This window comes from Jiangella endophytica, assembly GCF_003427025.1.
GTDB lineage: Bacteria > Actinomycetota > Actinomycetes > Jiangellales > Jiangellaceae > Jiangella > Jiangella endophytica.
The window spans coordinates 1-437 of record NZ_QVAI01000069.1; the positions used below are offsets into that span (position 1 = coordinate 1).

Annotated in this window: 1 protein-coding gene; it reads right to left on the minus strand. The window is 71.6% G+C overall.

All coding sequences use genetic code 11. The features are described from left to right. Positions 1–425: HNH endonuclease signature motif containing protein (locus DZA62_RS35295; RefSeq protein WP_232827688.1), on the minus strand; the 425-nt coding region annotated here is incomplete at its 3' end. Positions 426–437 lie beyond the last annotated feature (12 nt).

The following is a 437-nucleotide window of genomic DNA, read 5'->3' on the forward strand; positions in this document are numbered from 1 at the left end:
GTGGGGCTGCGCCATCGGGTGGTGCCGTCGGGTGCTCGGCGGACGGTCCAGTGGCCGTGGTGTTTGAGGAGGTGGTGGGTTTGGCAGAGGGTGTGGAGGTTGTCGGGTGTGGTGGTGCCGCCGGCCGCGAACGGGGTGATGTGGTCGATGTCGCAGGTGGTCGCGGTGCGGTGGCAGCCGGGGGCGCGGCAGGTGGTGTCGCGTGCGGTGATGAAGTCGGCCAGTGCTTGGGTCGGCCGGTAGGTGGTGCGGCTCGTGTCGAGGAGGTGGCCGGTCGCTGGGTCGGTTCGTAGCCAGGTCCAGACGCCTTCGGTGGCGAGTTCGCGGGCGACGTGGGCGGGGATGGGTCCGTAGCCGTCGAGGTGGCCGGGTTGGTCGGTGAGGCCGGCGAGGGTGGTGAGCGGGACGGTGACGTGCACGCTCACCGGACGCCGTCG